At 62.7% G+C, this 26,633-nt stretch carries 28 protein-coding genes and 1 rRNA gene; 20 read left to right on the top strand and 9 right to left on the bottom strand.

All coding sequences use genetic code 11. The features are described from left to right. The first annotated feature begins 318 nt into the window (after positions 1 to 318). A complete protein-coding gene (locus tag P3T22_RS17045; RefSeq protein WP_429325538.1) occupies positions 319 to 663 on the top strand; it encodes a hypothetical protein in 345 nt (114 codons plus the stop codon). A gap of 3 nt (positions 664 to 666) precedes the next feature. Here the strand turns inward: P3T22_RS17045 and P3T22_RS17040 are convergent, their stop codons facing one another. Further along, positions 667 to 1,308 (bottom strand): GntR family transcriptional regulator, encoded by a 642-nt coding sequence (locus P3T22_RS17040; RefSeq protein ID WP_063498719.1) that lies wholly within the window; start codon positions 1,306 to 1,308, stop codon positions 667 to 669. A gap of 109 nt (positions 1,309 to 1,417) precedes the next feature. Here P3T22_RS17040 and P3T22_RS17035 point away from each other — a divergent pair, with 109 nt between their 5' ends. Then, entirely contained in the window at positions 1,418 to 1,894 is a 477-nt protein-coding gene (locus P3T22_RS17035; RefSeq protein WP_429325537.1) for an OsmC family protein, read from the top strand. A 314-nt stretch (positions 1,895 to 2,208) separates the two neighbouring features. Here P3T22_RS17035 and P3T22_RS17030 read toward each other — a convergent pair whose 3' ends face one another. Together P3T22_RS17030 and P3T22_RS17025 are read right to left on the bottom strand one after the other, a co-directional pair. Beyond that, positions 2,209 to 2,442, bottom strand: a complete 234-nt coding sequence (locus P3T22_RS17030) for a hypothetical protein (RefSeq protein WP_063498721.1) — start codon at positions 2,440 to 2,442, stop codon at positions 2,209 to 2,211. Between the two features lie 65 nt (positions 2,443 to 2,507). Then, the gene (locus tag P3T22_RS17025) at positions 2,508 to 2,975 is read right to left on the bottom strand and encodes an Lrp/AsnC family transcriptional regulator (RefSeq protein ID WP_063498722.1); all 468 of its coding nucleotides are present in this window, start codon (positions 2,973 to 2,975) and stop codon (positions 2,508 to 2,510) included. A gap of 154 nt (positions 2,976 to 3,129) precedes the next feature. On the opposite strand from P3T22_RS17025, the gene P3T22_RS17020 reads away from it, so the two are divergent. Both P3T22_RS17020 and P3T22_RS17015 read left to right on the top strand, forming a co-directional pair. Continuing rightward, positions 3,130 to 3,759 (top strand): LysE family translocator, encoded by a 630-nt coding sequence (locus tag P3T22_RS17020; RefSeq protein WP_063498723.1) that lies wholly within the window; start codon positions 3,130 to 3,132, stop codon positions 3,757 to 3,759. Positions 3,760 to 3,945: 186 nt separating this feature from the next. Further along, on the top strand, positions 3,946 to 4,266 hold the full coding sequence (locus tag P3T22_RS17015; RefSeq protein WP_429325536.1) for a YnfA family protein: 321 nt from the start codon (positions 3,946 to 3,948) through the stop codon (positions 4,264 to 4,266). 30 nt (positions 4,267 to 4,296) lie between these two features. Here the strand turns inward: P3T22_RS17015 and P3T22_RS17010 are convergent, their stop codons facing one another. Continuing rightward, on the bottom strand, positions 4,297 to 4,806 hold the full coding sequence (locus P3T22_RS17010) for a DUF1993 domain-containing protein (protein ID WP_429325535.1): 510 nt from the start codon (positions 4,804 to 4,806) through the stop codon (positions 4,297 to 4,299). 306 nt (positions 4,807 to 5,112) lie between these two features. On the opposite strand from P3T22_RS17010, the gene P3T22_RS17005 reads away from it, so the two are divergent. The 5 genes from P3T22_RS17005 (at position 5,113) to P3T22_RS16985 (ending at position 10,199) form a co-directional block, all read left to right on the top strand. Next, entirely contained in the window at positions 5,113 to 6,669 is a 1,557-nt protein-coding gene (locus tag P3T22_RS17005) for a S53 family peptidase (protein ID WP_429325534.1), read from the top strand. A gap of 229 nt (positions 6,670 to 6,898) precedes the next feature. Continuing rightward, positions 6,899 to 8,560 (top strand): S10 family peptidase, encoded by a 1,662-nt coding sequence (locus P3T22_RS17000; protein WP_429325533.1) that lies wholly within the window; start codon positions 6,899 to 6,901, stop codon positions 8,558 to 8,560. 246 nt (positions 8,561 to 8,806) lie between these two features. Continuing rightward, positions 8,807 to 9,460 (top strand): hypothetical protein, encoded by a 654-nt coding sequence (locus tag P3T22_RS16995; protein ID WP_429325532.1) that lies wholly within the window; start codon positions 8,807 to 8,809, stop codon positions 9,458 to 9,460. Positions 9,461 to 9,777: 317 nt separating this feature from the next. Continuing rightward, the gene (locus tag P3T22_RS16990; protein ID WP_181448459.1) at positions 9,778 to 9,924 is read left to right on the top strand and encodes a hypothetical protein; all 147 of its coding nucleotides are present in this window, start codon (positions 9,778 to 9,780) and stop codon (positions 9,922 to 9,924) included. 5 nt (positions 9,925 to 9,929) lie between these two features. Continuing rightward, positions 9,930 to 10,199 carry a hypothetical protein gene (locus P3T22_RS16985; RefSeq protein ID WP_063498727.1) on the top strand — a complete coding sequence of 90 codons (270 nt, stop codon included), beginning with the start codon at positions 9,930 to 9,932 and terminating at the stop codon, positions 10,197 to 10,199. On the opposite strand, the gene nadE is transcribed toward P3T22_RS16985, so the two are convergent. Continuing rightward, entirely contained in the window at positions 10,193 to 11,080 is an 888-nt protein-coding gene (gene nadE / locus P3T22_RS16980) for an ammonia-dependent NAD(+) synthetase (RefSeq protein WP_429325531.1), read from the bottom strand. The genes P3T22_RS16985 and nadE overlap by 7 nt on opposite strands. Positions 11,081 to 11,495: 415 nt before the next feature. Between nadE and P3T22_RS16975 the strand changes: the two genes are divergently transcribed. Next, a complete protein-coding gene (locus tag P3T22_RS16975; protein WP_429325704.1) occupies positions 11,496 to 12,566 on the top strand; it encodes a L,D-transpeptidase in 1,071 nt (356 codons plus the stop codon). A 40-nt stretch (positions 12,567 to 12,606) separates the two neighbouring features. Here P3T22_RS16975 and P3T22_RS16970 read toward each other — a convergent pair whose 3' ends face one another. Together P3T22_RS16970 and P3T22_RS16965 are read right to left on the bottom strand one after the other, a co-directional pair. Beyond that, positions 12,607 to 13,479, bottom strand: a complete 873-nt coding sequence (locus P3T22_RS16970) for a DMT family transporter (RefSeq protein WP_429325530.1) — start codon at positions 13,477 to 13,479, stop codon at positions 12,607 to 12,609. A gap of 298 nt (positions 13,480 to 13,777) precedes the next feature. Beyond that, positions 13,778 to 15,337 carry an ABC1 kinase family protein gene (locus tag P3T22_RS16965; RefSeq protein ID WP_429325529.1) on the bottom strand — a complete coding sequence of 520 codons (1,560 nt, stop codon included), beginning with the start codon at positions 15,335 to 15,337 and terminating at the stop codon, positions 13,778 to 13,780. 174 nt (positions 15,338 to 15,511) lie between these two features. Here P3T22_RS16965 and P3T22_RS16960 point away from each other — a divergent pair, with 174 nt between their 5' ends. Beyond that, positions 15,512 to 16,267, top strand: coding sequence for a DeoR/GlpR family DNA-binding transcription regulator (locus P3T22_RS16960; RefSeq protein WP_063498730.1), 756 nt, complete (start codon positions 15,512 to 15,514; stop codon positions 16,265 to 16,267). A 38-nt stretch (positions 16,268 to 16,305) separates the two neighbouring features. Here P3T22_RS16960 and P3T22_RS16955 read toward each other — a convergent pair whose 3' ends face one another. Continuing rightward, positions 16,306 to 17,433 carry a 2-aminoethylphosphonate--pyruvate transaminase gene (locus tag P3T22_RS16955; RefSeq protein WP_429325528.1) on the bottom strand — a complete coding sequence of 376 codons (1,128 nt, stop codon included), beginning with the start codon at positions 17,431 to 17,433 and terminating at the stop codon, positions 16,306 to 16,308. Between the two features lie 358 nt (positions 17,434 to 17,791). Between P3T22_RS16955 and phnS the strand changes: the two genes are divergently transcribed. The 8 genes from phnS (at position 17,792) to P3T22_RS16915 (ending at position 25,992) form a co-directional block, all read left to right on the top strand. After that, complete coding sequence (phnS, locus tag P3T22_RS16950) at positions 17,792 to 18,883, top strand: 2-aminoethylphosphonate ABC transporter substrate-binding protein (RefSeq protein WP_063498732.1); 1,092 nt, start codon at positions 17,792 to 17,794, stop codon at positions 18,881 to 18,883. A gap of 89 nt (positions 18,884 to 18,972) precedes the next feature. Then, positions 18,973 to 20,073 (top strand): 2-aminoethylphosphonate ABC transport system ATP-binding subunit PhnT, encoded by a 1,101-nt coding sequence (gene phnT / locus P3T22_RS16945; protein WP_429325527.1) that lies wholly within the window; start codon positions 18,973 to 18,975, stop codon positions 20,071 to 20,073. Continuing rightward, complete coding sequence (locus P3T22_RS16940) at positions 20,051 to 20,995, top strand: 2-aminoethylphosphonate ABC transporter permease subunit (protein ID WP_429325526.1); 945 nt, start codon at positions 20,051 to 20,053, stop codon at positions 20,993 to 20,995. The genes phnT and P3T22_RS16940 overlap by 23 nt, the downstream gene beginning before the upstream one ends. Next, positions 20,985 to 21,848 (top strand): 2-aminoethylphosphonate ABC transport system, membrane component PhnV, encoded by an 864-nt coding sequence (gene phnV, locus P3T22_RS16935; RefSeq protein WP_063498734.1) that lies wholly within the window; start codon positions 20,985 to 20,987, stop codon positions 21,846 to 21,848. The genes P3T22_RS16940 and phnV overlap by 11 nt, the downstream gene beginning before the upstream one ends. 82 nt (positions 21,849 to 21,930) lie before the next feature. Next, the gene (locus P3T22_RS16930) at positions 21,931 to 22,665 is read left to right on the top strand and encodes a phosphonate utilization associated transcriptional regulator (RefSeq protein ID WP_429325525.1); all 735 of its coding nucleotides are present in this window, start codon (positions 21,931 to 21,933) and stop codon (positions 22,663 to 22,665) included. 57 nt (positions 22,666 to 22,722) lie between these two features. Further along, the gene (gene phnA / locus P3T22_RS16925; RefSeq protein WP_429325524.1) at positions 22,723 to 23,979 is read left to right on the top strand and encodes a phosphonoacetate hydrolase; all 1,257 of its coding nucleotides are present in this window, start codon (positions 22,723 to 22,725) and stop codon (positions 23,977 to 23,979) included. Continuing rightward, the gene (gene phnY / locus P3T22_RS16920; RefSeq protein WP_429325523.1) at positions 23,976 to 25,427 is read left to right on the top strand and encodes a phosphonoacetaldehyde dehydrogenase; all 1,452 of its coding nucleotides are present in this window, start codon (positions 23,976 to 23,978) and stop codon (positions 25,425 to 25,427) included. The genes phnA and phnY overlap by 4 nt, the downstream gene beginning before the upstream one ends. A gap of 4 nt (positions 25,428 to 25,431) precedes the next feature. Next, positions 25,432 to 25,992, top strand: a complete 561-nt coding sequence (locus P3T22_RS16915; RefSeq protein WP_429325522.1) for a phosphonate degradation HD-domain oxygenase — start codon at positions 25,432 to 25,434, stop codon at positions 25,990 to 25,992. A 50-nt stretch (positions 25,993 to 26,042) separates the two neighbouring features. On the opposite strand, the gene P3T22_RS16910 is transcribed toward P3T22_RS16915, so the two are convergent. Further along, a complete protein-coding gene (locus tag P3T22_RS16910) occupies positions 26,043 to 26,441 on the bottom strand; it encodes a hypothetical protein (RefSeq protein WP_429325521.1) in 399 nt (132 codons plus the stop codon). Between the two features lie 118 nt (positions 26,442 to 26,559). Between P3T22_RS16910 and P3T22_RS16905 the strand changes: the two genes are divergently transcribed. Further along, positions 26,560 to 26,633 (top strand): 16S ribosomal RNA (locus P3T22_RS16905); the annotation flags it as partial.

The following is a 26,633-nucleotide window of genomic DNA, read 5'->3' as shown; positions in this document are numbered from 1 at the left end:
TGTACAAGTTGCTCACGAAGGTCGGCTCGTTCAGATTTCGTCGATAAATTCGTCGAGGAAACGCTGCGGACGATTGTGGCGAATCTTCGCCAGACGCGCGCCGGTCGTCGCCTGGAATCCGGATGCCAGTTTCAACGGCTTCGTGTGGAAATGGTCGAGCGTGTACGCCGTGTCGTCCAGATTTCAACGATGAACAAACGTGGCAGGCGGGCAGTCTTACTGTTTGACCGGGTTCCTTCAAGAGCGTCTTTTGCTCGACATCGCTACGATGGTGTAGGTAGCTCGGCCGGGCAATTCGACAGCATCACGGAGTGGGTTATGAAAATCGTGGCAAAGGGTGTTTTGACTTCGGCGCTGGTGATGGGTCTGGCGAGTGCGGCTTATGCCCAGTCGGCAAACCTTGGTGCCAATGGGGTGGGCGGTTTGCAGGCAGGTGGGGCCAACGGTGCGGGCGCGGGGCAGGGAATGAATCTGGGGGCGGGCGCAGCCGGCCTGAGCCCAACGCCGGGCGTGGGTACGGTGGGCAGTTCCCCTGCGATTGGCGGACCCGGCGGCATGGGATCGGACCCGGTGCTCAACAACATGCGGGCAAACGGCACCAGCCTGAATATGAGCCCGGATCCGCGAGCGCCGAACGTGACGGGAAAAGCGTTCGGGCAGTAGTCGTCAACCAGCCCGAACCAGTTGCAGAACGATGCGTTTCGCCGACGCGAGATGTTCCACCGTCATCGATCGCGCGAGTCGTGCGTTGCCAGCCTCGCATGCTTCGAGAATCTTGAGATGCTCGTCCTGAAAGGCGGGTGTGTCGGCGAGCAGCGTGCCTTGCAATCGTTCGTAGCGCTCGACCTGAGTGCGTAGTTCGCGGATCGCTTTCAATTGACGGCCGTTGGCACACGGCCGGTACAGCAGCTCATGAAACTCGCGATTCAGTTCGCCCTGTCGTTGCGCTGTATCCGCGTCGCCCAGAAGCCGATGAACGAGTTCGGCGCGCGATAACGTCTCACTGTCCATGCGTTTGACCGCGTGGAAGATGGCGTCTCCTTCGAGCAAACCGCGCAGGCCGTAAATCTCATCCAGGTCGGATTCCGTCAGGGTTCGCACGACGGCGCCGCGATTGCGCATGAGTTCGACCAGTCCTTCGCCCTCGAGCTTTTGTATGGCTTCTCTCATCGGCACCCGGCTCACTCCGAATCGATCGGCGAGTTCGCGCTCGACCAGCCTTGCGCCGTCCTCCAGTTCGCCGCTCGCGATCAGTTCGCGTAGCGAGACGGCGATGGAGTCAGCCGTCGAATCCAGTTTGTGGTCCATGTGTTTCTGTCGGTTGCCGTTTGGAATAATGGTATACCAAAATTGCTATGCGCATATAGAATGCATTCGTTGCGAATTCAATTCCGGGTCAACAGCAAAGGAGATTGGCATGGCATACGGCGAGCACAAATACGCGATATCGGTGCAATGGACAGGCAACCGCGGCAGCGGCACCGCGGGATACCGCGAATACGGCCGGGACCACATCATCGCGGCGGGAAGCAAGCCCGATATTCCCGGATCATCTGACGCGGCGTTTCTCGGCGACGCGAACCGGTGGAATCCGGAGGATCTGCTGGTCGCCTCGGCGTCCGCCTGCCACAAGCTCTGGTATCTGCATCTTTGCTCGGAGGCGGGCGTCGTGGTTCTGAGCTATCGCGACAACGCCGAAGGCACGATGCTCGATAGTCCGGAGCGGGGCCGCTTTTCGCGGATCGTTCTACGCCCGCACGTTGTGATTCGGGCCGGCGGCGACCTCGATTTGGCCGGGCGTTTGCATCACGTGGCCCATGAGAAGTGCTATATCGCGAACTCGGTCAACTTTCCGATTCTGTGCGAGCCGGAAATTGCGACGGATGCGGCGTGACGGATGTGTGGCCGTCACCGGCATCCGGCCGAGAGATCGCAACGTAACTGATTGGGCGAAGCAGTCTGCGGCGCCGGCAGTTCTTCCAGGGGCGGCATGCGCTACGTATTGCGTGCTTCTTTCGGACGCTGTTGCGGCTGGGCGATGAGGATCCGGCCTTGCGATATGCCCAGATCCACGACGTTAATGCGCAACTAACGGTCAAGTCCGGCCAGCACCTCCCAATAACGCGGCGGCCGGCTCGATGAAACTGAAGACGGCCACCGCTCGCGTACTACGCACCAGCTATGCAGTGAAGAGACCGGCTATGCCACTTAACGATTGCCGTCAAGCAGATCGCCGAGCAATTCGTCGAATGCGGCTTGGGCGTCTTCGAGTTCCTGCAACGCAGCGTCGAAGGTTTGCAGCGCGAACTGCGAAGGCTGGCCGCTGCCGGCCGGCGGGAATTGCGATTGCAGCGACGCGAAGGCCGTCTTTACTCGCGTGGTTGCGGTCAAAACGCGCTCCATCGCGGCTGTTTCTTCGGCTCTCGCCTTTTCGTGATCCATGAAAACTCCGGGTTCGTCTGGTCGGCTCGCGCCGTGTCAAATGGGAGACTATGCCATGTCCGTGTTCAGGACAGCGGCAACCCGCCGTTAGCCTTGACTTCCCGCAGCGACAATGCCGATTCCACCGACGTCACGCCCGGCAGGCTGCGCATCTCGTCGCGCATGAACGTGCCGTAGTCGTCGAGATCGCGCGCGACCACCTGCAGGATGTAGTCAGCGCTGCCCGACACGTTGTGGCACGCCAGAATTCGCGGGATTGCCTGCACCTCGCGTTCGAAACGGGTGGCCACCGCGCGGTCGTGCACGGCGAACCGCACGTAGACGAACGCAACCACGCCGAGGCCGAGGGCGGAGCGCGAAAGCATCGCGCGGTACTGGTCGATATAGCCGTCGTTTTCAAGGCGCTTGAGGCGGCGGGCACAAGGCGTCTCGCTCAGGCCGACCATCTCGGCCAGCCGTGCATTCGACATGCGGCCGTCGTTCTGCAGCGCGGCGAGGATCGCGCGGTCTGTTTTATCGAGCTCAGGTGTCATGGCGTGGGACGCTTACTGTGCGTTAGCGGAAAACATGGGTTCGAGGTGGAATATTAGCGTATTCCTCCAAAGATGAAGCCCATGCCTCTGTATTTCGCCAGCAAACCCTCCGCCGACGATAGCAAGATAGAGCCCTTAAAAACAAGAGGCTTCTATGATTTCCGCACACCTTCTGGTCGTCTATATTGCTGCGTTGTTCGTGGTCTATGCCGTGCCTGGGCCGGACATGGCGCTGGTTCTGCAGACCAGTATCGGACGTGGCGTGCGCAGTGGCTTCGCAGCGGCCGGCGGGCTGGGCGTGGCGCGGGCAACGCACGTCACGCTGTCGGCATGCGGGGTGGCGGCGCTGTTGCGCAGTGCGCCCTGGCTGTATGACGTGGTGCGTTACGGTGGCGCGGTTTATCTCGCGTGGGTTGGCATTCAGATCTTCCGGTCGCCTGTATTCGCGTTGCCTGAAGGCGGCGTGGCGGGTGTCGAGTCGCAGCCGTTGCGTGCCGCTTTCGTGAAGGGCCTGCTGACCAACCTGTTGAACCCGAAAGCGCTGCTGTTCTGCTCGGTGCTATTGCCGCAGTTCGTGCGTCCCGAGGCCGGACCGGTTGCGCTGCAGATGGTCGAACTAGGTCTGGTGCTGCTCGCTATCGGCGTGTGTTTCGACGGCATCTACGCGATCGGCGCGGCGCGCATCGCCGGCTGGATGCGGGCTCATCCTCTCGCGCAGACACTGCAGCGTTGGACTTTCTCGGCGGCATTGATCGGCTTTGCCTTGCGGCTCTCGCTGGACTGACTGACGGCCGAATTTGCCGATGTCAATGCAGGGTGATGCGACGCTCATCACAGGTAGCGAATAGGGACCGGATGTGACGGCCGGCGCATGGGCCATGCCCGCGCGCCAAGTGTTTGTGTTAATAAAGCCGGTGGACAGCCGCGCAGGGTCCCGCGACAACACAACCATTCGCTTCTCTATCTGTCGATGAAAACCTTTCTGCTTTATGCCGTGACCGCCATTGCCGAAATCGTCGGGTGCTATTTGCCCTGGCGTTGGCTGAAGGAGGCGGGCTCCATCTGGCTGCTGGTTCCCGGGGCGTTTAGCCTCGCATTGTTCGCCTGGCTGCTGACGCTGCACGGCACCGCCGCAGGCCGCGTGTATGCGGCTTACGGCGGTGTGTACGTGGCGGTGGCGATCGCGTGGCTATGGTGCGTCGACAAAGTGCGCCCCACGCTGTGGGATGTGGCCGGCGTGGCGTTCACGCTGGCCGGCATGGCGATCATCGCGTTCCAGCCGCGCATGTGATGCTACTTGCGCACTACAACGCACGCCTTCTTACTTGATGCCGCCCAGATAGTCGAGCTTGCCAAGTTCGACGCCGTTGTGACGCAGAATGTCGTACGCCGTCGTGACGTGAAAAAAGAAGTTCGGCAACACGAAACCGAGCAGATACGACAGCCCCGTGAACTCGACCGGGCCGTTGCGCATTTTCAGCGTGATCGGACGTTCTTCCGAGCCGTCGATTTGTTGCGCATTGAATTCCTTCAGATAATCAATCGTCTTTTGAAGGCGGGCATCGAGTTCTTCAAAGGTCTGTTCGACGTCGTCGTATTTCGGCGCTTCGACGTCAGCCAGGCGTGCGGCGCAGCCCTTCGCCGTGTCGCTCACGATATAGACCTGGCGCACCAGCGGCAGCATGTCCGGCGCGAGCCGGGCGTTCGCGAGCACGGACGGGTCGATCCGTTTCTCGGCAGCGTGCGCCTCGGCCTTGCCGAGGATGACTTGCAGGTTGGTCATGCCGCGCACCAGCACGGGCAATGACGCTTGATACATCGAAATTGACATGAGGTTCCTCTACTTCTTCGATCGTGGGCGAGGGCGGCGCGCGAGGCGCTGCAACGGTTGGATTGCCGCTTCAGCATCATAGCGCGGCCGCTGCACGATGCACATTAATCCAACCCGGCGTTAGCCATTCGGACAACTGCCGCGCACGCCGGAACTGTGTTCGAATGCATAGGTCGGACGGTTTGGCGAAGTCCTTGAAACAGCAATCCGCCGCCGGTCGCGAGGCGGTGAGTTCGTGCAGGTGAGTGCCGTACGCGGGATCGACCTTGCACCCCGCGCCGTCACGCTAACAGGAGTATCGACACCATGGTCAATAGACAACCGCTGCCGGGAAGCGAGCGAACGGTCGAGCAAGGTTCGACCGTCGTTGGGCAATGCGATCCGGCAGAACGGATCGAGGTTTTCGTAATGCTGCGCCGTCAGCGGCAGGCCCAATTCGACGCGCTGATGAGCAAGATCGAAGCGGGCGACCCGAGCGTCAAGCCGCTATCGCATGAAGCGTTCGCAAAAGATTACGGCGCCGCGCCGGACGACATCGCCAAGGTCAAAGCCTTTGCCGCCGCCCACGGCTTGACAGTAATGCGGGAAGATCCGGCAGCGCGCCTCGTGTTGCTGAGCGGCACGATCGCGCAGTTCCAGACCGCGTTCGGCGTCAAGCTGGAACATTACCAGCATCACACAACGGGCCAGTTCCGCGGCCGTACCGGCACGATCAGCGTGCCGGACGATCTGCACGGCATCGTGCAAGCCGTGCTCGGGCTCGATAACCGGCCTCAGGCACGGCCGCACTTTCGCATCCGGCCGCCGTTCCAGCCGGCCAAAGCGCATCAGGCGTCTTTTACGCCGCCGCAGCTCGCATCGTTGTATCAGTTTCCGCAAGGCGACGGCAGCGGCGAATGCGTCGGCATCATCGAGCTCGGCGGCGGGTACAACACGTCCGACCTCAAGAGCTACTTCGCGAGCCTGGGCGTGGCTTCGCCGGCTGTGAAGTCGGTTGGCGTCGATCAGGGTAGCAATCAGCCGAGCGGCGACCCAAACGGGCCTGACGGCGAAGTCACGCTCGACATCGAAATCGTCGGTGCGATCGTGCCTGGCGCGACGATCGCGGTCTATTTCACGCAGAACAGCGACGCCGGTTTCATCGACGCGGTGAGCCGTGCGGTGCATGACACGACTAACCGACCCTCGGTTGTCTCGATCAGTTGGGGCGGCCCGGAGTCGAGCTGGACCAGCCAGTCGTTGCAAGCTTTCAACAGCGTGCTGCAAACGGCGGCGGCCTTGGGGGTGACTGTCTGCGCGGCGTCGGGCGATAGCGGCTCGAGCGACGGTTCCGGCAGCGACCAGGTCGACTTTCCGGCGTCGAGCCCCTATGTGCTGGCATGCGGCGGTACGAGCCTGACCGCGTCGGGCACCGCGATTACGCATGAAGTGGTGTGGAACGACGGCGCACAGGGCGGCGCGGGCGGCGGGGGCGTGAGCCGGGCCTTTCCGGTGCCGGTGTGGCAACAAGGTCTGTCCGCGACTTCATCGAGCGGCGGCAAGACGGCGCTCGGCGGCCGCGGCGTGCCGGACGTGGCCGGCGATGCATCGCCCGTCACCGGCTATAGCGTATTGATCGACGGCACGCAGACGGTGATCGGCGGCACCAGTGCGGTCGCACCGCTATGGGCGGCGTTGATTGCGCGGATCAATGCGGCGAAGGGGCAACCGGCCGGTTTCATCAACCCGAAGTTGTACAAGGCGCCGGGCGCGCTTAACGACATCACCCAAGGCAACAACGGCAGCTTCGCCGCGTCGCCGGGCTGGGATGCGTGCACGGGACTCGGCAGCCCCAATGGTCAGAAGGTGGCGGCGGCACTATAGTCTGATGAGTCGCGGGCGGGTTCGGGTGACACCTGGCTCATTGCCAGCTCAGGCGCTCGCCAGCCCGCCGCGCTTGTCCGAAAGTGCCCCCTGTTCGGGCTGCAGGCAGTACGGCGCGTGGCTTCAAGAGACGCAGGCGGGACAGGAATGGACAGGAATGGACAGGACAGGACAGGACACACAAGAGACATCAGAGACATCAAGACGTTACCGAACCCATGGAGCGATCATGACGAACACCGAGTCAGCTTCCGTTAGTCCGCAGTCTTCACACAACGCGCATGCTTCGTCCGCAACGGCCGCCGCGGGTGCGTCGCACAAAGCAGGCGATCAGCCATTTTTCGATCCGGTTGCATATGGCAACGGGCCGGACGACTCCGTCACCGATATCACTGAAACGGCCGCGCTGACGCACCATTCGACTACGATCGGCGGCCAGAAGATCAACTACACAGCGACGGCGGGTCACCTCGTGATCGTCGACCCGAGCAGTTCGCAGCCCGAAGCCAAAATGTTCTACGTGGCGTTCACGCAGGACAATCAGAAGGAGGAAGCCCGCCCGGTGACTTTCTTCTACAACGGCGGGCCGGGTTCGTCTTCGGTATTCGTGCTGCTGGGCTCGTTCGCGCCGCGCCGCATCAAGACGTCGATGCCTGGCTTTACGCCGCCCGCGCCGTACTCGATGGAAGACAACCCGGATAGTCTGCTCGATAAGAGCGACCTCGTGTTTATCAATCCGGTCGGCACCGGCTACTCGGCGGCGATAGCGCCGAAGAAGAACCGGGATTTCTGGGGTGTCGACCAGGACGCGGACTCCATCAAGCAGTTCATCAAGCGCTTTCTTACCAGGAACAATCGCTGGAATTCGCCAAAGTACCTGTTCGGCGAGTCTTACGGCACGGCGCGCAGTTGCGTGCTCGCGTACCGGCTGCATGAAGACGGCGTCGATCTGAACGGCATCACGCTGCAATCGTCCATTCTCGACTACACGCAATCCGGCAACCCGGTCGGCGCGTTGCCCACAACCGCCGCAGACGCGTGGTATCACAAGAAACTCGGCATTGCGCCGCGGCCGACCGACCTCGGCGCGTTTGCGGAAGAAGTGGCGCAATTCGCGCGCACCGACTATCTGGCGGCGCTGCGCAAGTTTCCGACTACGGATTCCGCCACGGTCGAAAAACTCAGCGAATTCACCGGTATCGACAAAACCACTTTGCTCGCCTGGAGCCTCGATATTGCGTCGTATGACAGCCGCGGCAATTCGCTGTTTTTGACCACGTTGCTGAAAGCACAGGGTCTCGCGCTCGGCGAGTACGACGGCCGCGTGACGGCGATCAACACCGGCATCGCCGGCAAGATCGACCCGAATTCAGGCGGCAACGATCCGACCATGACGGCAGTGACCGGCGTCTACACGACAATGTGGAACGTGTATCTGAACGAGCAGTTGAAATACACCTCGAATTCGGCGTTCACGGACCTCAACGACCAGGCATTCCAGTATTGGGACTTCAGCCACATCGATCCGACCGGCGCGCAGAAGGGGCTCGACGCGAAGGGCAACATCATTCTGTACACCGCCGGCGATCTTGCCGCCGTGATGGCGCTCAATCCTGACCTGAAGGTGCTGTCGGCGAACGGTTTCTTCGACTACGTCACGCCGTTTTATCAGACCGTGCTCGACCTGCAGCAAATGCCACTTGTCAGCCAGCAGGTCCGGCAGAATCTGTCGGCGCGTTTTTATCCGTCGGGGCACATGGTCTATCTCGACGGCGGTTCGCGTACCGCGCTCAAGGCGGACCTTGCCAAGATGTATGACGCGACGGTGTCCAATACTCAGGCGCTCGGGCGCATCCGCGCCTTGCAGGCTCGGGTGGCGAAACCGGGTTGACGTAGCTTGCCGTTGGAACCGTGCATGAGCGGCGTGCAGACAGCGGCGTTGCATTTATCCTGTGGTTCGATGCGGTCTTCAACGTGTATTCCTGCACGGCAAGACCGCACCGGCAGACACCTGCAAGCGCGTCTGGAGCATCTTCGCCAATTTGCGCAGGGGCGCCTGTTCCGGGCAGGAATATTGGATGTGTTTTAATTAGTCCGCGAATTGAACTATAGCGTGCCGCCACCGGCGCGCCGACGAATGAACGCAGACATTGCAGACAGGCGTTGCCTCATCCATTACCGCGACCCAACCAGCAGCACATATCAGGCGATTCCGTCGACGCTCGCGCGCCGGCGCAGCACCGCGCGTCCGGCCCGCAAGATGCGTATCGCTTTCCTGCTCGGCATTGCCGCGGTACTGGCGTTGCGCGCCGATCAAGTCTGGGCTCAGGATTCAGCGATGCTCGACGAGCGCGTCACGCAGGAGTCAGTCGGCGAAACGATTTGCCGACTTGGCTATGCGGACACAGTCGCCCCGCCGTTCGATGAACTGATGGCCCACAAGGACCGCATGCTTGCCGAACGCGGCATCAATGCCGACAACGGTCCCGCTTTCGCGCTGGACAGACGTGTGCCCATTGTGCTCGGCGGCTCGCCGAACGCCCCCGCCAATCTCGATCTTCTGCCGTGGGCAGGCCAGCAGGGCGAGCGCCGCAAGGCGCGCGCCGCAGTCATGCTCAAACGCTGCGTTTGCGAAGGGAAGCTGAGTCTCGCGGAGGCGCAAGCCGCGATTGTTGGTAACTGGTCCATGGTCTATTCCGGCTTCAGCCAGACGTCGTGCGATGTGGGCCGTCTCGATGTCGCGACCGGCGACAACACCGGGCGAGGCGAAGGTCGCGGCAGTGCGCCATGAGGTGGGCGAGTGCGGCCAACGTGCAAGCGGCGGACTGATCCCGACGATCAGCCCGCCCTTTGCGCACGTCCCCCGCAGGATGCCGGCGGCGATGCGTGTCGCGGCCCGGTTTTTGCAGCCAGTGTCCGCGTCTGGCGCATGTGCCGGGTCTGCACCACTGAATGAATATGTGCTTTGCTATTTTTACCGCTGTTTATTCAGGTACAGTGCATTAACGGAAGTTTCAAAGTCCGTCTTTCACGACATTGTGTCGCATCGCTTTTGTTGTCGATTGTGGCTATCCTGAAAACAGGACGAAATTCGAAGGGGAGATTTAAATGATTGCCTTCTATCTGTCATTGGCTGCTTTGGCTGCGGCCGGCGCCGCATTGATCCGCCAACTCGCGGCGGCTCAGGCGAAACAGCGTGCCGCGCTGCGCCCGGTGCGGGTGCATGCCGCGGATCGTAGTGCGCACCGAGGGTAGGCGGCATGAACCTGATCGTGCGCAATATCGCGGAATCGTGCAGCGAGCAGGAAGTGCGGGAATTCCTCAAACGTGAGCTTGGGCATTACGCGAAAAGCGTCGAGGTGGTTGACGCCGGGAAACCCAGCGCCTACGCCACGGTCGCGTTGGACGCGGACGTGCCGTATGTGGGCGAGGTGATTGCGCGGCAGATTCACGGCAAGCATTTGGGCGGTTTGGCACTCGAGGCGAGCGCCGATCTGTTTGGCGACGGCGAGTCGCCGCCCGCTCACTGAGCCTGTCGCAGGCGCCTTTCCCGAATGCGTCGAGTGTTCACCGGCCAATCGAATGGCGTGTAGGGCAACGCCCGCTTGTGCCGCGTGGCATCGTAGAAGCGCAAGACCGTCTCGCGCGCGGCATCGCTCAAGGGTTTGCCTTCCAGAAAGTCGTCGATATCGTCGTAAGGGATGCCGTACGCGTCCTCGTCCGGCCGTTGTGGGCGCAACATTTCGAGGTCGGCGGTCGGCACCTTGTGCGCCAGTGCTTCGGGCGCGCCCAACGCTTTGGACAGTGCCCGCACACGTCGCTTGTTCAGACCAGTGAGCGGCAGCACGTCGGCGCCACCGTCGCCGAACTTCGTGAAAAATCCCATTACCGACTCGGCCGCGTGGTCCGTGCCGATCACCACGCCGGCCCGGGCGCTGGCTATCGCGTATTGCGCAATCATTCGCTGCCGCGCCTTGATATTGCCGTGGACGAAATCCTGCTGTGAGTCGTCGTTAAATTGCATGCCGCTGTTATCCAGCGCGGCAAGCATCGCGTCGGCCGCGGGTTTGATATCGATGGTGAGATTTTCGTCCGCGCGAATGAAACTCAAGGCCTGCTGCGCGTCGGCTTCATCTTTTTGCACGCCGTAGGGCAAACGGATTGCGACGAAACGCGCGTCGTAATGTTCGGCACGCAGCCGTTCGACCGCGAGTTGCGCAATTCGCCCGGCGGTCGTCGAATCGACGCCGCCGCTAATGCCAAGCACATAGGTTTTCAGTCCGTTACTGCGCAAATAATTCGCCAGAAACGCGACCCGGCGCTCGATTTCCTGCGCGGCGTCGAACTCGGCGGCGACGTGCATTTCCGCTGCGATGCTTGCCTGGCGTGCGGCTGGGTCTTGTTGTGTCATATTCCTCTTTCCTCCATATGCGGTGGCGCGAGTGTCAGCCATGAATGCTCGCGCAGATTGCACGAGCGGCGGGCCCACGGACGGGACGGTTCTGCGGGTATGTCGTGACAAATCAGTTTCGCGGTTTTATCGCGGATATTGGCTTTCAATGTACTTTGTGCTGCTTTTAAACCGCTGCGCAGATCGGTAAATATTGACGGTCAATACGGTGATATTGGTGAATTGGTCGATTCTTCATCGACAGATGCCAAGGTGCTTAGTACCATCTTCGTTCCGAGCGCCGCATGAGCCGGCGAGCAGTCAATAATAATCAGGTTTGCTCGAACACGCGATGAACTACCCCAATCGGCCTGGCCAGCCTGCACCGGACCGTACTACTTCCGCATCGGTAGACCGTCGAAGCGACGTGGTGTGTATGTCGGATTTACTCTCTGCACCGTGTTCCGCAGGCGTACTTCGTTCAGTACGCTATCTGACGCGCGTGTTGGGGGCTGTCTTTTGCGCCGTGTCATGCGGTGTCGCGATTGCGGCTTCTGCCTCTGCCTCGTCTTCTGCTTCTGCTTCTGCTTCTGCATCTGCATCTGCATCTGCATCTGCCTCGGCCTCGGGTTCAGTCACCGCGTCGGCCAGGGCATCCGCATCCATAGCGGCGAAGCACCCGGCGCGCGCGGTCGACGCGTCGGCCGTTGCCGCACCCGACGCGGCCGGCGTGGTTGACCCGCGTCGCGCGTTCCTGTTGCGCGGCGTGTTCGCGCAAGACGTGACGCGTCGGCTGAAAGTGCCGGCCGTCGAGCAGCGCGCCTATGCCGACCGTCTGCAAACGGCGCTGGGCGAGCACATGCTCGGCAATCTGTCGGGCGAGTATGTCGTGATGGCGGACCGCAACGCCAACGTTCAGGCGCTGTTCATCTATTTCCGGGCAACCCCGGCCGATAGTTGGCAGATGATCGGCGCGTCGCCGGTTTCAACGGGGCGGCCCGGTGAGTACGACCACTTCATCACACCGCTCGGCGTGTTCGACCACACGCCGTCCAACATGGATTTTCGCTCCGAAGGCACGTTGAACGAGAATCACATCCGCGGCTACGGCAAGCGCGACATGCGGATCTTCGACCTCGGCTGGGCCCAGGGCGAACGGGGTTGGGGCAAGGGCGGCATGTCGCAGATGCGTTTCCAGATGCACGCCACCGACCCGGACCGGCTCGAGCCGCTGCTCGGTATTCGCCATTCGAAGGGCTGCGTGCGGATTCCTGCATCGCTTAATATATTTATCGACCATTACGGCATTCTCGATGCCGAATATGCAGCGCTCGTTGAGTCCGGTAAATCGCTGTGGGTGTTGAAAAGCGATCGCCAGATTACCCCGTGGGCGGGACGCTACATCGTCGTGGTGGATTCGGCGCGCAAGAGTCGCCCGGTCTGGGCACCGGCCCCAGGCAGCAAGGCGCGCGCAAAAGTGCCGGCCGGCGCCGATACGGCGGATTGATCCGCGGGCCGACGGGCGGGCGAGGGGAGCCTTCAAGCCCTCACGACCGCGCCAGCAGCACGCCCACCAGTGCCACCGCAAATCCAGCGATCTGCACCGGCAGCAGCGTTTCGCCGAAGCCGGCATACCCTTCCAGCGCGGCGAGCGGCGGCGCGAGAAACATCAGCGCGGTGGCGCGCGCAGCGTCGCCGCGCCTGACCATCCACACCAGTAAGGTGACGCTGATTCCGGACAGCATCACGATGCCCCACGCAAGCGACCCCCACAAAGTGGCCGATGCAATCCAGCGATGCTCGCCGAGCGCCAGCGCAAGAATCGCCGCAACGACCGCCGCGCCGAAATTCTGCACGGCACTTGCACTGCGGATATCGGCCTTCGCCAGCGAAGTCTTCTGAAACAGCGTGCCCGCGGTGATCGCGCCGACCGCGACGATCGAAATGAACACGACCAGCCACGGCGGCGCGTCGCCATGCGGGACGGACGGCGCGGTCGCGGCGAGTTTCGGTTCGAGGACCAGCACGACGCCGGCGAGACCGAGCGCCATGCCGGCCCAGCCGCGCCGCGACAGACGCTCGCCGAACAGTGGCGCTGCGACGGCGGCAGTGGCGAGCGGCTGCAGCGCGCCGAGCAAGGCCATCACACCGGCGCTCAAACCCTGCGCGACGGCCCAGTAGCCCGCGCCGAGATAGACCCCTTGCAGCAGCGCGCCCGCGAGCAGGTGCTTGCCGAGATCGCGGCCGGTCGGCCACGCGGCGCGTGTGGCGAGCGCGGCAAGCGCGAATATCAGCGCCGTGCCGCCGAAGCGCGCAAGCAGGAACAGATTGGGATCGGCATAGGGTGTGATCGCCCGGGCGACCACGAAGCCGGTCGACCATAACACGACGAATAAGGCGGCGATTGACGAAGCGAGCATCGGAGGCGGGTGACGTGAAAAGCCGCCATCTTGCCGGGATACGCGAAGCTCGTCTTGTTCGAAGCTGCAATCGCGGGTGAGTGTTAAAGGAGATGGTCCGAACCTCGTTTCGCGGCTTCTTCGGTATCACCGCGCCGGCAAAGCTCGCCGACAAAGCTCGCCGACAAAGCTCGCCGGCATCACCACGCCGGCATCACCACGCCGGCATCACCACGCCAACATCACCACGCCAACATCACCACGCCAACATCACCACGCCGGCATCGCCCGCATCAGAATGTCGGCTGCACTCACAGCGTCACCACATTAGCAGCACCGTTCCCGCGCCGAGCACTCCACCGCACACCGCGCATGCCCACAGCAGCACACGCGTACGTCGATATTCGCGGCTGATATCCAGCAACAGTTGCGCATTCTGCCGCGGCGTGCGGGCGCGATCGTGCTCATGCTGCAGGTAGCGCACGGCCAATTGCGGCACGCGCGGCAGCATATGCGCCAAATGCGGCAACTCGCGCGCGATGCGTTTGATCCAGCCGCGGTGATCCATGTCGCGCCGCGCAATCCCCGCCAGCACGCTGCGTGCGACATTCCACGTATCGACGCCCGGATGCAGCGCGCGCGCCAGCATCTCCGCCTGCTGGAACGAGCGTTGCGCGCTGGCGAGCGGGCCGGACACGGCGCCGTCGAACGGATGCACCGCGTGCAGCAGATGATGAAATAGCGGACCTGCCGAGCGGTCTTCCGGGGCGGCTGCGAAATGCGCTTCGGCGCGCGTGCGCAACTCGGCTTCGAGCATTTCCGCGCGCGTGTCGTGCGGCACATGCCCGGCATCGCGATGCAGTTCGGCAAGCCGGCCGTAGTCCTGGTTGAACAGCGCGGTTGCGCCGTGGACGAAGAATTCGCGTTCGCCGGTCGACAGACTCGACATGATCGAAAACTCCGCCAGCACGAGGCGTCCCAGCGTGTCCGGCTCGACGCTCACGCGCACCCGGCGTGCATCGAGCGTCGCGTGAAAGAAGCCGTGCTCGAACGCCTGTTCAGTCACCACCTCGACGATATGCGTGGCCAGAGGCGCGACTTTGACGTGATGCGCATGCAGGCCGGGCAGGTCGCTGGCCGGCAGGGTGCTGACGCGTTGCATCGTCAGCGTGTAGGTGGTGCACAGGTCCCAGATCACCGTCGGCACGACGATGCGCGCGTCGCCGTCGAAATGATGGCCGGTCTGGCTCAGATTGGCGGCTTCGGCGCGCAGGTCGAAGCGGCGCAGAATGTCGTCGGTGAAGGTTTGCGCCAGCGCACGCAGTTGCAGGCGGCGTGCCGAGCCGGAAAGCTTCTCCAGCCAGCGCGCGACCCAGCGTAGAAGCGCGAGTTCGTCGCCGATCTGTTGTAACAGATCGGCGCGCACCAACTTGATGGCCACTTCGCTATGGCCGTTGACCGGCACGACGAGTCGCGCGAAGTGCGTCTGTTCGGCGAAGCCGCCGCGCACCGGCACCAGATCGACCGCGCTGAAGATCGTAGCGAGCGGCCGGCCGAATGCGCGTGCCAAAGCCTGTTCGGATTCCTGCGGCGGTAGCGGGGTTTCGAGGTGATCGATCGCGTCGATGGCATCGTGAAGGGTGCCGGTCGCGAGTTCGGGCCGTTCAATCAGGGTCTGCGCGAAGCGGCTCGCGAGCGGCCCGAGCGCGGGCAAGACGCCGTGCAGGCGCTCGCCACCGCGCCCGGACGCATGCACGCGGCCGACCAGTTCGATCATCCAGTGCACTTTGTGGTCGGACGGCGCGGCAAGCCAGATCAGGCGTGCGCCGTAACGCAACGCGTGGAACAGGAGCAGTAAACGGCGAAACAGTGGCGGCATCGGCAGTTCGGTTGACGGACCATGCGGCATCGACAGGCGTCGGCGGCGCGGCTAAGGCCTTCAGGTTAGCAGGTAAGCGCGCCAGGAGGCGCATCCCCGCGCCGCGCGTAATACAATACGCCGGCCTTCCACCCGTGGCGAAACCCAAGCGTGCCGGCTTCCGGCCCTCAACAGATGCTCGCAGAACAACGTCACCAATACATCCTGGCGCAAGTCGCCAAAACCGGCGCGCTCTCGGTCGCTGAACTGGTGCGCGAACTGAATGTGTCGCGTGAGACGATCCGCCGCGATCTGAACGCGTTGGCCGGGCGCGGTCTGCTCGTCACGACCCACGGCGGCGCGCTCTCGAGCGACCGGCGCGAGCCCGACCTCGATACGCGCGAAGCCGCCAACGCCGGCGCCAAGCGGGCGATCGGCGAGCGCGCGGCCGAGTTCGTGCCGGACGGCGCCTCGCTGATCATCGATTCGGGCAGCACCACGCAAGCGGTGGCGCGGGCTTTGCTCGACCGGCATCGCCTGTCGGTCTATACGAACGACTGGCGTATCGCGCTGCTGCTCGGGCGCCGTAACGATAACCGCGTGACGCTGCTCGGCGGCGAACTGTCGGATATCGAAGACGCCACCTTCGGCCTCGACACGGTCCATCAGCTGACGCAGTACCACGCGGACTTCGCCTTCATCGGCGCGGGCGGCATTTCGCCGGACGGCTTCCTGACCGACTACAGCCGCATGGCTGCCGAAGTGCGCAGCCGCATGATCGCCGCCGCCGACATGGTGGTGGTGGTCGCCGACCACTCGAAGTTCGGGCGCGTGACGCCGGTGCGTATCAACGGCATCGAATCGGCGCGTTATCTGGTCACCGAACTGGCGCCGGAGAAGGCGCTCGGCAAGGCGATCACGGCGCATGGGCCGGAAATCCTGATCGCCTGAACAGCCGCGCGTTCAGCGGGGACTCCGCGACGTCCACGTCACTTCACTCGAATCCCAAGCCGTTTCAGCGCACGGCCGATCGCCGCCACCGCGTTGTGCAACTCATTCGCATCGATCGCGCCAATGCAACCCACGCGGAACGTTTCCACTTGCGTGAGCTTGCCCGGATATAAGACGTAACCGGCCTCGCGCACCGCAGCATAAAAATTGGCAAAATTCCACGCCGGGTCGCGCGGCGCATGGAACGTGACGATCACCGGCGCCTGCACTTCGGGCTTCAGAAACGGCTCGAAGCCGAGCGCTTTCATGTCGTTCACCAAGGCCGCACAGTTCTGCGTGTAGCGCGCGCCGCGCGCCGCTTGTCCCCCTTGCGCGATGAACTGATCGAGTGCCTGACGCAAAGCCGCGACCACATGAGTCGGCGGCGTGAAGCGCCACTGTGTCGTCTTCTCCATATAGACGTATTGATCGTGCAGATCCAGCGCAAGCGACGGTGAGCGCCCTTCGCTCTGTTCCAGCACGCTGTGCCGCACAATCACGAATCCCATCCCCGGCACGCCTTCCAGGCATTTGCCGCTTGCCGAGATCAGCGCGTCGATGCCGCCGCGCCGCAAATCGATCGGCAGCGCGCCGAACGAACTCATCGCGTCGACGATCAGGCTTTTGCCGTGCCGCTGACACACCGCGGCGATATCGTCGAGCGGATTTAGCAGACCGGCGCTCGTTTCCAGATGGACTTGTGCGACGTGGGTGATGCGCGAATCGAGATTGAAGGCGTCTTCAATCGCGGCGGGGCTGACCGGTTCGTCCTCGCGCAGCGCCAGTTCGACATAAGCGATCCCCATGCGCTGCAATATGCGGATCAGACGGGCACAATATGCACCGTTGTTCGGAACCAGCACACAGCCTTGCCGCGGCACCAGCGTGCCGAGCGCCGCTTCGACCGCAAAGGTGCCGCTGCCTTGAAGCGGCACGCATACATAGTCTTTTTCGCCATGTACGATTTTCACGAGATCGGCGCATACGCTATGGGTCATGCGGTTGAACGCGGCGTCCCACGAACCCCAGTCGCGCAGCATCGCCTCGCGGGTTTGCGGCGAGGTGGAGAGTGGCCCCGGGGTCAACAGGATTGGGTCGTTTCCAAGGATCACGCAAGCCTCCGTCATCAGATGAATGTTCGTCGCCCGGCAGGGTGACGAAAAGATTGATTTGGATATTATTGGCGAATTGTGTCAATTGTTGGAATTCGACAGAATCGTCATGGCGTTGTCACGGAAACCTGTGATCCTTGCCGTGCCCGTTCAGGCATGGCCGGCAGCGCGAGTCTCGTAGGTGAGCTGTAAGTCAGGCTGGAGAAGAAGCGGCAAAGTTGTCGGCAATCTGCAATCCGTGCGAATTTGGACGAAACTGCACGACAACTGGCTGCGGGCAACACGCAAGCGGCACGGCGCGCGCCGCCGTTCAATCACAACAGGTATCGGGTTATCCCGACCGTCTGGTTTTTTGCCTTTCGGAGAGAGTGACATGACAAAGACGAATTCCCTTCACGCCACGGCTGGCCTCGCACGCAAACTGTTGCCGGCGCTGATCGCCGCGGCAGCATTCGGCGGCACGGCGATGCAGGCTCATGCGGCTGACGCAGTGGTGCTGTACACCGCCGACGGCCTCGAAAACCTCTATAAGGATGTGCTGCCGGCCTTCGAAAAGAAGGAAGGCGTGAAGGTCAACATCGTCACGGCAGGTAGCGGCGAAGTGGTGAACCGCGCCACCATCGAGAAGGATCAGCCGAAGGCCGATGTGATCGTCACGTTGCCGCCGTTCATCCAGCAAGCCGACCAGAGCGGCCTGCTGCAGGCTTACCAGAGCGCCAACTACAAGAACGTGCCGGCGATCGCCAAGGCGCCGAACGGTTCGTGGGCGACTTTCGTGAACAACTACTTCTCGTTCGCGATCAACCCGGACGTCACCAAGAACCAGCCGAAGACCTTCGCCGACTTGCTGCACCCGGACTACACCGGCAAGGTCGCTTACTCGAACCCGGCTACGGCTGGCGACGGTATGGCCGTGATCATTCTGACCACGTCGCTGATGGGCGAAGACAAGGCGTTCGACTATCTGAAGAAGCTCGAAGAAAGCGCCAAGTTCCACACCAAGGGCACCGGCTACCTCGACGTGCTGCTCTCGCGTAACGAAATCGCCTTCGCCAATGGCGACCTGCAGATGGATCTGGACGATGCAGCCAACGGCGGTCTGTCGCTCAAGCCGATCTTCCTCGCAGCCAGCGCTGGCGGTAAGCCGACCACCTTCCAGCTGCCGTACGCAATCGGCCTGATCAAGAATGGCCCGAACCAGGCAGAAGGCAAGAAGCTGATCGACTATCTGATGTCGACCGACGTGCAAGCCAAGGTGCCGGACATCTTCGGTATCCCCGGCCGCACCGACGTGCCGCTCGCCGGCAAGAACGGCGAGGCAGTCAAGAAGGCGATCGCCGGCGTGACGCTGATCCCGGTGGACTGGACGCAAGTGATGGCGAAGAAGGCTGACTGGACGGCACGCTGGAAGAGCGACGTGATCGGTTCGTCGGGCAAGCAGCTCGAAGTCGTCAAACCGAAGTAAGCCGGACAGTTCGCCATTGAGTCAGGCGGCGCCCCTTGCATGCGTGCGGGGCGCCGTATCAGCATTAATCCAGTTGGAGGATGAACCCGGTGAATACGGCCAGTCTTGCTCACCGAGGCGCGCTTGGCGCCTCACCGGACGCGCTCGACGCCCCGCGTTCGAACACGCCGGGCGGCGTGCAGATCGACCATCTGACGGTGCGTTTCGGAACGCGCACCGTGCTCGACGATCTGTCGCTGACCATTCAGCGCGGCGAATTGCTCACCGTGCTCGGCCGCAGCGGGTGCGGCAAGACCACGCTGTTGCGCTTCATCGCCGGGTTCATTGAAGCGGACGGACTGTCGGGCACCTTGACCGTTGCCGGGCACGACCTGACGCATGTGCCGCCGCATAAGCGCAATCTCGGCTTGCTGTTTCAGAGTTATGCGCTGTTCCCGCATCTGTCGGTGTTCGATAACGTGGCTTTCGGGTTGCGCGCGCGCCGCACGCCGTCGAAGGATGTCGCGCGACGGGTTGCCGATGCTTTGAAGCTCGTGCAACTGGGTGACGCCGGGCATCACATGCCCGCGCAATTGTCGGGCGGCATGCAGCAGCGTGTGGCGCTCGCGCGCGCGCTCGTGATCGAGCCCGATGTGTTATTGCTCGACGAACCGCTTTCCGCACTCGACGCCAATCTGCGCGCCTCGGTGCGTTCCGAACTGAAGGCGTTGCACGAGCGTTTGCCGAATCTGACGATCGTCTGCGTGACGCACGATCAGGACGACGCGCTGGTGCTGTCCGACCGCACGCTGCTGATGCGCGAAGGCCGCATCGCGCAACTTGGCACGCCGCAACAGTTGTACGACACCCCGAACGACGGTTTCGTCGCGCGCTATCTGGGCGCGGCCAATCTGTTGCCGGCGCAGGTCGCATTCAGCATGGGCGACGTGCGCTACAACGAACGCGAGCGGGTGGCCTGTGTGCGGCCGGAAGCGCTGCGCATCGTGCCGCTCGGCGAAGGTCAGTTGCATGGCGCGATTACGTCGGTCGAATGGTACGGCGCGGTGTTGTCGGTGTCGGTCGCTTTGGACGCGTTACCTGACGAGCCGGCGTTCGTCACCATGCAGCGCGGCCAAGGCATGATGCCGGAGAAGGGCGCGCGTGTTTCCCTGCGTTATGAGGCTGACGATGTCGTCCTTATCAACCCCTGATACACCCGATTCGGTGAGCGCGGCCGCTGCCGAAGCTCGCCGCAGCGCGAGCGCGGCCTCGCACACGGCGGCGGTGAAGCGTCGCGAACGCGCGGCGCAATGGCACCTGCTGTTCCTTGCGGTAGTCGTGCTGGGTCCGCTGGTGATCTATCCGCTCGTGCGTCTGGTGCTGCTGAGTTTCACCGGTCCGCACGGTTTGAGCCTGCAGGCCTATTCGGCGTTCTTTGGCAATCCGGAGACGCGTGGCGTGGTCGGCACGACGCTGTGGATTCTGTTCGTGAGTGCCGGGCTCGCCTCGTTGCTCGGCATCGGCCTCGCGGCGCTATTGTTCTTCAAGCCGTTTCCCGGCGCGCGCCTGGTGACCCGTTTCCTGGAGCTGTTCGTCGCGTTCCCGTCGTTTCTGGTCGCCTTCACACTGATCTTTCTGTACGGCTCGCAAGGCTCGGTCAGCATCGCCTTGCAGCAGCTGTTTCATCTCGAGGCGCCGCCACTCAATTTCCTGTTCGGCGTGGGCGGCGTGATTCTCGCGGAAGTGGTCTTCTACGCGCCGTTCGTCGTGCGTCCTACGCTGGCGTCGTTCGCCACGCTCGACATGCGTCTGATCGAAGCCGCCCGCAGTCTCGGCGCGAGCGGCTGGATGGTCGCGTTCAAGGTGATCCTGCCGCTCGCGTGGCCGGGCATCGCCGCGGGCACGATCCTGTGTTTTCTGCTGACGTTGAACGAGTTCGGCATTCTGCTCGTGCTCGGCAGCGCGCATCTGATCACGCTGCCGGTCGCGATCTACAGCTCCGCGACCGTCGACCTCGATCTGCCGACCGCCGCCGCCGGCGCGGTCGTGATGCTGATCATGTCTTTGTCGCTGTACGCGTTGTACCGCGAGGTCAACAGTCGCAAGGTGAAAGGAGCGGGCCATGGCCGTTGAACTCGACCCGACCGTTTTGCCGGTCATGCACAAGAAGGCGCGGCCGGTGCGCCGCAGTCTGCCGGTGCGCATTCTTGGCAGCCTGCTTCTCGGCTTTGCCGCGTTGCTGTGCTTCTGGCTGTTCGTCTTGCCGGTGCTGGTGGTCGCGCTATCGAGCGTGGCCGGGCACTGGTCGGGCACCATCCTGCCGGACAGCCTCAGCATGCGCTGGTTCGAACGGCTGGGTTCCAGCGACTTCGACGCGCTGAGGACGAGCCTCGAAATCGGCATGGGCGTCGCCGTGCTCGGCACGATTCTCGGGTTGTGGCTGGCGTTGGCGCTCGAAGGACGCGACCGGCGCGGTCTCGGCGCGTTCGTCGACACCATTGCGATGATGCCCAACGGCGTGCCGAGCGTGGTGCTCGGCCTGGCCGTGCTGATCGCGTACCACAAGCGTCCGCTCGATCTGTCGAGCTCGGCGGCGATCGTCGTGTTCGTGCAACTCGCGCTGGTGCTGCCGTTCTGCTACCGCTGCGCAGCCGCTGCGTTGCGTCCCGAACTGACCATTCTGCGCGAAGCGGCCGCGAGTCTGGGTGCGCCGCCGTCGATGGTGCTGCGCCGCGTCGTGCTGCCGCAACTAGTGCCGGCGATCCGCGCGAGTCTCGCACTCGGCTTCGCGCTCTCGCTCGGCGAACTCGGCGCCACGCTCACCGTGTACCCGCCGGGCTTTGCGACGGTGCCGATCGTTGTGGTCGGTCAGGTGGAGCGCGGGTATTACCTGCCGGCCTCCGCGTTGTCGCTGATTCTGTTGATGGTCTCGCTTGCTGCGCTGCTGCTGATTGCGGCGCGTGTCCCACGCCGTCGAGTGGACTGACGAGCGCCTCCTGATGGTAGTGCTTGCATGACTTGACGGCGCGCAAGCGCATATCCCTATCAATGTGGCAAAATTTGTCAAAATGACCGAATATATGCAAACTGCTTCTGTCGATCCGATTGAGGTTGTGCGCAGGCATTCGCTGACGACGCTGGTTCGCGACGAAATCGAACGGCACATCATCGAAGGGTTGCTCGCGCCTGGCGACAAACTCAACGAAGCCGACTGGGCCGCGCGTCTGCAGGTATCGCGTGGGCCGGTGCGCGAGGCGTTTCGTGGGCTGGAACAAGCGGGCCTCGTGCGCACCGAGAAAAACCGCGGCGTGTTCGTGCGGACGGTGTCGCTGGCGGAAGCGGACGAGATTTACGCGGTGCGTGCGGTGCTCGAAGAGGCGGCGTGCCGGATGCTGGCTGCGCGTATCGATGCACGCAAGCTTGCCGCGTTGCGCGAGCGGTTCGACGCGATGCGCGCGGCGCTCGACGCCCAGGATCACGATGCCTACGCGCGCGTCAATGTGGCGTTTCACGACGCTATCGTGGCGGCATCGGGCAACGGCAAGCTGTATGAGACGTATCGAAGGCTGGTGGGCGAGTTGAGCCTGTTTCGCCGCGCCGCGCTGGTGGTGCATGCCGACGCGATGGAGCGCTCTCTCGCCGAACATCGCGCGATCCTGACGGCGCTGGCCTCGCGCGACGCCGAACATGCCGCCGCGCTGATGCATGCGCATGTGAACGGCGGCCTGCAGCGCGCGCGTGAGGCATGCGACCTGGCGGGGCCCCTCGGCGCGGTGCAGATGTCGGCAGTATCGGACGATTGAGACTGGCTGCAACGGATTGACTAGAGCACGCGTGCTCTCAACGCATGGAAGGTAACGATGGCAAACGCAAGCGAACGTACGATCGAAGTCAATGGCCGCAGCTACCGGCTGCCCGCGCAACCGACCGTCGTGGTGTGCGTCGACGGCTGTGAATACGATTACCTCGAAGCCGCGGTCGCGGCGGGCGTAGCGCCTTTCATCGGCAAGATGCTCAAGAGCGGCGCGGCCTTCAAGGGCGACTGTGTGATTCCGTCGTTCACCAACCCGAATAACCTCTCGATCGTGTGCGGCGTGCCGCCCTCGGTACACGGCATTTGCGGCAACTACTTCTGGGACCCGGACGCGAACGGCGGCGAAGGCGCGGAAGTGATGATGAACGATCCGGCCTATCTGCGCGCGGGGACCTTGCTGGCCGCCGCGGCGGAAGCAGGCGCCGCGGTTGCCGTAGTCACAGCGAAAGACAAGCTGCGCCGGCTGCTCGGCTGGCAACTGAAGGGCATCTGCTTCTCGGCGGAAAAAGCCGACAAGGTGACGCGCGAAGAAAACGGCATCGACGAAGTGCTCGACCTGGTCGGCTTGCCGGTGCCGGATGTGTACAGCGCGGGTTTGTCCGAGTTCGTGTTCGCCGCCGGCGTGCGGCTCGCGGAAACCCGCAAGCTCGACCTGATGTATCTGTCGACCACCGATTACATCCAGCACAAATGGGCGCCGGGCACCCAAGGCGCGAACGCGTTCTACGCGATGATGGATGGCTACCTCGCCAGGCTCGATGCGCTCGGCTGGGTGATCGGCCTGACCGCCGACCACGGCATGAACGCCAAGCACGACGAGAAGACCGGCGAGCCGAACGTGATCTATCTGCAGGACGTGCTGGACGATTGGCTCGGTGTTCGCCGCGCCCGTGTCATCTTGCCGATTACCGATCCGTATGTCGTGCATCACGGCGCGCTCGGTTCGTTCGCGACGATTTACCTGCCGCACGATGTGAGCGTCGCGCAGGTGATCGAACGGATCGGCGGTTTGCAGGGCATCGAAGTGGTCCTCGACAATCGCGCCGCATGCGAGCGCTTCGAACTGCCGAACGACCGCGTGGGCGATATCGTCGTGGTCAGTACCCAGCACGTGGTGCTCGGCACGCGTCGCGATGAACACGACCTGTCCGGACTGACCGTCCCGTTGCGCTCGCATGGCGGGATCTCCGAGCAGGAAGTGCCGCTGCTGTTCAATCGTCGCGTCGAGGGACTGCCCACCGATAAACGGCTGCGCAACTTCGATATCTTCGACGTCGCATTGAATCACGTGTCGGCATCATGAACGCCGTGCTGCGGGACCATCCGGCATTTCGTGCGGAAGCGCTGCGGCTCAAAGGCGAGCGCGCGACGCGCTCGCGCACGCTCGACGTGTTCGACCCTTTCACGGGGACACGGGTGGGCACGGTCCCGCTGGCGAGCATCGACGACGTGCGTGCCGCGTTCGAATACGCTGCCGCGTATCAGGCGAAGCTCACACGCTACGAGCGCTCACAGATTCTCGAACGTGCGGCGGCATTGCTGCGGGAGCGGACCGAGGAAGCTTCGGACCTGATTTCGCTCGAGTCGGGTTTGTCGAAGCAGGATTCGCGCTACGAGATCGGCCGCGTCGCCGATGTGTTCAAGTTCTCTTCGATCGAAGCCTTGCGCGACGACGGTCAGAGTTTTTCCTGCGATCTCACGCCGCATGGCAAGAAGCGCCGTGTGTTTTCGCAGCGCGAGCCGCTGGCGGGTGTGATCGTGGCGATTACGCCGTTCAATCATCCGATGAACCAGGTCGCGCACAAGATTGCGCCGGCAATCGCGACGAATAATCGTGTGGTGCTCAAGCCGTCGGAGAAGGTGCCGCTGTCGGCGTTGTACCTGGCGGACATTCTGTATGAAGCGGGTTTGCCGACGCCGATGCTGCAGGTGCTGACCGGCGATCCGCGCGAAATCGCCGATGAACTGATTACGCATCCTTTGGCCGATCTCGTCACTTTCACCGGTGGCGTGGCGATCGGCAAATACATTGCGGCGAAGGCGGCTTACCGGCGCGTTGTGCTGGAACTGGGCGGCAACGATCCGCTAATCGTGCTGGAAGACGCCGATCTCGATCGTGCGGCGACACTAGCCGTGCAGGGTTCGTACAAGAACTCCGGGCAGCGGTGTACTGCGGTCAAACGAATGCTGGTGCAGAAGAGCATTGCGGCAGACTTCACCGATCTGGTCGTGGAGAAGACGCGCGCATGGACCTATGGCGATCCGTTCGACGCGTCCAATCAGATGGGCACCGTGATCGACGTCGCCGCAGCGCAACTATTCGAGGCGCGTGTGAACGAGGCCCTCGCGGGTGGCGCGCGCTTGCGCATCGGCAATCAGCGCGACGGCGCGCTTTATTCGCCGACGGTGCTGGATGGCGTCGACCCGTCAATGACGCTGGTGCGCGAGGAAACGTTTGGCCCGGTGTCGCCGATCATTACCTTCGACACGCTCGACGACGCTATTCGTATCAGTAACGGTACGCCATTCGGGTTGTCGTCCGGTGTGTGCACGAACCGGCAGGACGCGATCACGCGCTTCATCAATGAATTGCGCGTGGGGACGGTCAACGTGTGGGAAGTGCCGGGATACAGGATCGAACTGACGCCGTTCGGCGGCATCAAGGATTCCGGGCTTGGCTATAAGGAAGGTGTTCAGGAAGCGATGAAGAGCTTCACCAATCTGAAGACCTTCTCATTACCGTGGGAGTAAGAACGTGGCATTGAGTCTGAACGACATCCGTTCGTTATATGAGCAATATGGCAAGCTCGCCTATAGCGGTGAACCGGTGACGCAGCTTGAACATGCGCTGCAGAGCGGCGCACTGGCGGAAGAGGCGGGTGCCGACGATGAACTTGTCGCCGCCGCGTTTCTGCATGACCTCGGTCATCTGCTGAATCTGCAAGGCGAAACGCCGACGGAGCGGGGCATCGACGATCTGCATCAGTATTTCGCGCTGCCGTTCTTGCGGCCGGTGTTGTCGGACGCCGTGTTGGAGCCGATCCGGCTGCACGTCGACGCCAAGCGCTGCCTATGTGCAATCGACGATGCGTACTTCGGCCAGCTTTCCGCCGATTCGGTGCGTAGCCTGGAATTGCAAGGGGGCATCTTCAGCAAGGAAGATGCAGAGGTGTTCCTGCAAAGGCCCTACGCTGAAGACGCCTTGCGCCTGCGCAAATGGGACGACCGCGCCAAAGAAGAGAGCCGCGCGACGCCGGGGCTCGATCATTATTTGAGCGTGGTCGAGCGGGTGATGCAGAAGCACGTGGCTGCCTGAACGAGGTGGTTTTCGGCAGAGCGTCGGGGAGCTTGTTGTGCCACTCGTTTTCAATTCTCGCGCCATTTCTGGCGCAGTCCATGCATATCAAAATAACGCTTGCAAGGGGCCGTGCGGCTCGCTAGAATCTCGCTCTTTCGTGCTTCGGACACCGGGGCACGGGAGGCGGGAGAGCCAGCAGTGGCAAGGCTTTGCGCGAAGTGAGCGGGTTGAAAAGTTTGAAAAAACCTGTTGACGGCGTAGCGAAAGTTCTTCATAATCTCGTTTCTCTGCTGCTGATGCAGCGACGCAGAACGAAGCGGTGCCGGGTGGTTGAGGTTGGCGGCGGTTCGGTGGTGAATGCGTACTTGATCTTTAAAAATTAACAGCCGATAAGTGTGGGCGCTTGATGCGCGACGCGCCGGTGGGTTCTTCGGAGTCTGCCGGGAAGCGAAAGTATCAAGTCTCACACTAGTATTAAAGGAAGGTTTTCCTGCTGGGGTGGATTCACGCCGGCAGGATGATCATTCGTCAGTACGTTGAGTGAGCGACCGGGTTCGCAAGAGCCCGAAAAACAGTAACAGGTTTGAACTGAAGAGTTTGATCCTGGCTCAGATTGAACGCTGGCGGCATGCCTTACACATGCAAGTCGAACGGCAGCA

Origin of the sequence: Paraburkholderia sp. GAS348 (genome assembly GCF_050434205.1) — a bacterium.
Taxonomy (GTDB): domain Bacteria; phylum Pseudomonadota; class Gammaproteobacteria; order Burkholderiales; family Burkholderiaceae; genus Paraburkholderia.
Note: the sequence above shows the minus strand (reverse complement) of the source record. Positions and strands in the feature narration are given on the sequence as shown.